The organism is Pseudomonas sp. MD330_10, from assembly GCF_042610415.1.
Lineage (GTDB): Bacteria > Pseudomonadota > Gammaproteobacteria > Pseudomonadales > Pseudomonadaceae > Aquipseudomonas > Aquipseudomonas rhodesiae.
This window is the reverse complement of the sequence record NZ_JBHGZU010000047.1, coordinates 1-524: the sequence shown is the minus strand read 5'-3', so window position 1 is coordinate 524 and position 524 is coordinate 1. Positions and strand designations below refer to the sequence as shown.

1 protein-coding gene is annotated in these 524 nt (G+C 57.1%); it reads right to left on the bottom strand.

Translation table 11 applies throughout. The features are described 5' to 3' along the window. Positions 1-55 precede the first annotated feature (55 nt). Positions 56-524: IS110 family transposase (locus ACFZPT_RS26545; protein ID WP_379555942.1), on the bottom strand; the 469-nt coding region annotated here is incomplete at its 5' end.

The following is a 524-nucleotide window of genomic DNA, read 5'->3' as shown; positions in this document are numbered from 1 at the left end:
AGCAACCTTGGAAGTACTCCTTCTAACGCATCACTTTTTCATTCCACCGGGCCGGCTACGCCACCGTTACGTCGGGGGTGTAGTCGGGTCGGAACTTGGTGCCATGGGCCAATAATGCCCAGGCTATCCGAGCCGTTTTATTAGCCTGGGCAACGACAGCAACGTTGGTGTGACGACGAGCCAATAACCCCTTCAGCCAATCCGCCGAAGGATCTGTCTTGCTCTCCACCACTCGAACCATCGAGCGTGCGCCATGAATCAGCAAGGTGCGTAAATAACCATCGCCCCGTTTACTGATCCCCAACAACGTGGGCTTGCCTCCGCTGGAGTGTTGTCGCGGCACTAACCCCAACCATGCCGCCATTTGCCGACCGTTACTGAAGTTTTTCGCGTCACCCACTGACGCCACTAGCGCGGTTGCAGTGAGCGGGCCAACGCCTGGGATTTCTGCCAGGCGGCAGCTGCCTTCATTGCTGCGATGCCATTGTTGAATCTCTCGTTCCAACTCGACGACCTGTCGATCC